Here is a 5,342-nt window from a genome sequence, read left to right as displayed (position 1 = left end):
GTTGAAGCGCCGAGATTACTGGCTTGACCGACGCTCAACGTACCGGCAGCACCGATATGGTGTGCGCCGCTAAAGCTGTTAGTGCCGGTCAGGGTCACCGCAGCGTTGGTATTGATGTCGCCCGTGCCGCTCAGCACATTGGCCAGTGCCGCATTGGCCCCGTTCAGGTTTAAATCACCCAGCACAGTGATGGCACTGCTGCCCAGTGTACCGGCCCCGTTCAGGGTTGCCGACGCGCCCGACGCAATCAGGGTCTGGCCGCTTAAGCCGCTGTTAGCACCACTGACCGCCAAGTCACCGCCGTTGATGTTCAGAGTACCCGCACCAGTCAAACCGCCGGTCGCGGTTGATACTCCGCCCGCCGCCAGATTCAGTGTGCCGCCCGCAATATTCAGGCTATTGCTGTTGGTCAGCGCCCCTGTACTACTCAGTACGCCGCCCGTGCCCAACGTTACCGTACCAGCGTTGGTCAGTGCGCCCACGGTTTGAGTGCGACCGTTGATGTTGGCGCTGGTGCCCGCCGCGGTTGTTAATCCAGAGGTCTGTCCCAGCGCATTATCACTGCCCAGATTTAGAATGCCGGCATTCACCAATGTGCTACCGGTGTAATCGTTTGTGGCATTGTTCAGCGTCATTTCACTGTTATCAGCGCCAATAATCAGATTACCCGCACCTGTCAGTTGTGCCAGTAAAGTGTTGTCATTATTCACCGCACCTGCAGAGGTGAGAGTTAAACTTTGCCCTAACAATAACTCCAACTGTGTCAGCATGGTGGTGATATTTAAACCGCCACTCGGCGCCGCTGTCAGCGCATAGTTATACAGTGCCTGCGCCACCGTATTGCCGCCCTGTATAATGTCTTTACTGGTGTCGTCACCCAAGCTATTACCGGCGAGATCAAGCAATGTCAGTCGCGCCAGGTCATCTGCTGTCAGCACATTGGTGCTGTCAATCAACAGGGCTGAATTGCCGGTATCCTGATCAAGTAAATTCCCACCGGTAGTCAGGGCTGGCTCTGCTTTGATCGTGCTGTTGTCGGTTACCGACAGTGTACCGGTGGTGATTAAGCTCCCAGTCGCAAATGCGGCTGTCCCGCCGTTGAGGATGAAATTACTGATCACCTGATTGGCACTACCCACCTCAACCGAGGCACCTGTAGAGGCAATTAATGAAGCGCCACTCAGTGTATTGGTGTTATCTCCGCTGAGGGAAAAAACACTATTTTGCATATCTACCGTACCGGTAAATGCCACACCGGTATTGCTGCCAAAGTTAAAGGTGTTATTTGCCGTATCTATATTCAGTGTGCCGTTGCCGGTCAGTGCATGGTCAAACAGCACGATATCAGCCAGATTCAAGGTAGCATCCGTGATATCCACCGTGACGGCATTGTCCATACTGTTGGTGTTATTCAGGGTCGCATCGCTGCCGCCGGTAACCTGCAAGATACCGCTGCCGGTGACCGTATTGCCAAAGATGCCGTTAAAGCCGCTCAGCGCCAGAATATCCTGTGCGCCCGCCAGGGCCACAGAGGAGGCGGCCCCCAAATTATTGGTTGAGGCCACCGTCAATTTGCTGTTATCCCCCAGCGCATACCGGCCCGCAAAACCACTGTTATTACCGCTCAAAGTCATATTTGCGGCATTTTCGACGATGACAGTTGAGTTGGTGACACCGCTAAGGGCGTTACTCACGTCCCCGGTTAGGCCATTGAAGATCAGTTGTGAACTTGCGTCGGTGAGATCGATCGTGGCTTCAGAACTACCGATATTATTTGCAGCGCTAACGGTGAGGATACCATCAGTATTGATTGCTTGGGTTCCAGTAAAAGTATTGATACCGCTCAACTGCACGTTGGCGTTAGTATTGACGGTACCCGCACCGCTGAGTAGGTTGGCGACGGTATCATTGCGATCTAGATTCAGGGTACCGACTACATTGATAGCACTGGAGCCTAAGGTACCAGCACTGTTCAATACCAACGTGGCCCCAGAAGCAATAGAGGTACTGGCGGACAGACCGCTGTTGGCGGCACTTACGGTTAATGTACCGCTTTGCAGATCCAAAACGCCGGCGCCGCTCAAACCGTCAGTTGAAGTGGACATACCGCCAGCAATGAGTGCCAATGTACCATTGGCGATTTCGATAATACCGCTATTGGCGAGGGTACCGCTGGTCAGTATACCGAGACCCAGATTCGTTGTACCCTCATTCGTAAAAGCTCCGACTGACTGATTAAATCCATTGAGAGTAAAGTTAGCACCATTGGCAACCGTCAATAATGAGGTATTCCCCAGAGTCTCATCTCCGCCGGCGGCTAAAACGCCCTCTTGTACTAATGTATTGCCGTTGTAAATATTAGCGCCACTGAGCGTCAGTACAGAATCCCCGGTTTTGATCAGGCTGCCGCTGCCACTGAGAATACCGCTGAAGGTGGTATTCTCAGTATTATTAGTTGTCAGTACGGCGCTGCTAAGCACTGCATTGCCAGCACCGCGGAGATTGTTCGCTATCTGATCAAAATTGTTCAAGTCCAGTGTGGCACCATTGATAATGTTCACAGCTCTACTACTGGCGAAGGCGTTTATTGTTCCACTTATCAGTGTGCCCTCACTGATAGTGGTATCACCTGTATAGGTATTAACCGCCGATAATTGTAGGACTCCCAGACCTATTTTATTCAGGTTTCCTGTACCATTGATGACGTTATTTATCGACAGTGCTGTACCTGAGGTAACATTGAATGTGCCCCCATTCACATCTAATGTGGTACTGCGTGATGAGGTTATATTAGCCGTGGTCTGCAGTGTGCCACCATTGAATGTCAAAGTTCCCGCTGAATTCCCCAAGCTGGCGTCATCATTAATAGACAGGGTTCCCTGTAAAAGGGTCCAAGGCATAACAACGGTGTTACTCCCGGTCAATGACCAGAGACTATTCCCAGTTTTTTGATATTGATTAAAACCACGATATTGCTGAATGGTGGTACCAATTTGTAGCACATCAAAATTAGCGTTAGTCTCTCCTCCTAAGCTAAATATATTGTCATTACCATTAGCCACCACATTGCCATTGAAATTGAAACCAGCCCAAAGTTGCAAGGTGTTATTATTACCAGAAAATGTCACTGCATTGGCGCTAGATGTTCCCGTAATTGTTCCTGCATTGACCACCATATTCCCATCGCTGGTAACATTTACTCCAATACCAACACTGCCCCCCCCACTAATAGTGCCCAGATTGGTCAGTGTAGCTCCACCATCGTTATTCAGGCTGACACCGCTTCCTCCTGCGATAGCACCGACACCACCAACAATTTGTGCTCCCGTGTCATTTTGAATGCTGCCACCATTAGCGGTAATACCATTACCGCCTATGCCATACGTGCCAGTTGGAGCAGTGGCCCCCCCCGTAATGATACTGCTATTTTGAATATTTCCCCTATTACTTAAAACCCCCGCAGCACCATTCCCATGCATATTTTGGCCACTTGTGCCACCGGCCCCTCCTGTAATTTGGCTCCCGACTAGATTAGTAAGGGTGCCGCCATTAAATAAAAAGAGTCCGGCACCGCCATTGCCGCCAAAAGATAAGGTAACACTCCCGCCCGCACCTCCATTGATCGTTCCTTCATTACGGATATCACCGCCATTTAATAGCACTAGCCCCACACCACCACCACCACCACCATTAGCAAAACCCGTGCCGATGCCACTACCACCATTACCTCCTCTGATGGCACCTGTATTTTCAAATATTGCAAGTGGACCAGTTAAAATTAATGCACCGCCACCGCCACCGCCACCACTGCGTGTTGATCCACCGCCATTACTTCCGAAGATATTTCCATTATTTATAGAGTTGAGTAAGTTGTTTACCGTCCCACTCCCCCCAATACCGCCATTTTCATCAGGGCCAGTAGAAGCACCACCACTACCACCGCCACCACCGGCAAAACTAAGATCGGGGGTACCGAGGGCAATACTGCCTCCTGGGTTACCTCCAGGAAGTGTTTGACCTGGTTGTGCATTAGTTACTAGCGTCGCGCCATTGCCACCATTGCCTGCGGCACTATTACCACCAGACCCTCCCCCACCGCCGGCGATTCCACCTCCCCCCCCCAAACCAAAGCCTGCAGTTTGATTGTTTCCGCCATTACCAGCGCCGACAGTAATATCCGCAGAATAGGAGGTCATGGGGATGAAAAGCAGCAACGCACTTTGTAACGTTAAGAAACAAGGAATAAATGTACGACTTATTTTTCTAATATGTTGCTTGATAAAGCTATTCTTTTTCTTGTCTGCAATGGATCTGTTACTGGAAGATTTACCTCCTGCGCGCGCCAATTCGGAGACAACCTGAACCAGTCCAAGACTATGGTTAAAAACAATTCGGTAAATATGATTCATAAAACCCCTTAATAAGGTGAAATTTGGACATCGGGTTTCATATATCCCCCATTTATAGGGGTATTGCTTTAACTCCGTCTAAAACTGACTGCCCAGATTTTAATTTCTCTGATAGAAATTACTGTGGGAGTATTTCAACTTGCCTCAGGGTAAATTAAAAAGTGTGAGTATCTTTTCCTTTAACCAAGTTTAGTAGATTGTAGAAAAGTGACACAGTTTCAAATAAGGCTCTCTGTGGCATAAGTGTAGGCAGTTAGTCAAAGTTGCGCGGCAGATATGATTAATTATCCGCTTCAGCTTACCGTAGTCACATTCAATCATGTTGTTAAGATATTTCACCTGATGGTGATCCACGCCAGATGAGCACTGACCCTCCCATCTTAGCAATGCTAGCGCTCTGTTATAGGTCGGTGTATTATCTGTAATGATGCGTAGTGGCTGTTTTCAATACAGTAAGTGGACCAGCTTCTTTTTAATAAAATCGATAGTCTGACCCGGACTATCGACAGCTCGGTACAGATAAGTCCATTTGCCGCCGATTTTTATGTAGGTTTCATCCATATGGCTGGGACGCAGATTCGTCGGATGATGGCAGTACCCGCATAGGTGTTTTCCCATTTTAGGCGCATAGCGTTGAACCCAGAGATAAATGGTCTTGTGGTTAACGTCGACACCCCGTTCAGTCCGATTTACTGGAATTCGCGATAGCTAATCTCGTATTTTCAGTACCAACGAACAGCCCTGAGGATAATAGCACTCAGAAAACTCTGACCTTTGAATGGGTCAGAAAGGGAATCACACTTTTGATGGATCCAAGCCGCAAGGCAGATCCGTAGTTATAGGGAGAATGGGAAATAAAATCGGTGACCATTAGTTTTTTTGCATTAAGATTCAATTAGTTTTTAAAAAATAATCTTTGAATACCGAAGGTCG

The 5,342-nt window shown here is 48.9% G+C and carries 1 protein-coding gene and 1 pseudogene; both read right to left on the bottom strand.

Annotated elements, in window-relative coordinates; all coding sequences use genetic code 11:
- The coding region (locus V1952_RS19835; protein WP_420075383.1) for an ESPR-type extended signal peptide-containing protein at positions 1–4,409 on the bottom strand (4,409 nt) is incomplete at its 3' end.
- 282 nt (positions 4,410–4,691) lie between these two features.
- A pseudogene (locus V1952_RS19830) lies at positions 4,692–5,221 on the bottom strand (IS6 family transposase); the annotation flags it as partial.
- Positions 5,222–5,342 lie beyond the last annotated feature (121 nt).

Origin of the sequence: Yersinia sp. 2542 StPb PI (genome assembly GCF_048593855.1) — a bacterium.
Lineage (GTDB): Bacteria > Pseudomonadota > Gammaproteobacteria > Enterobacterales > Enterobacteriaceae > Yersinia > Yersinia enterocolitica_E.
Note: the sequence above shows the minus strand (reverse complement) of the source record. Positions and strands in the feature narration are given on the sequence as shown.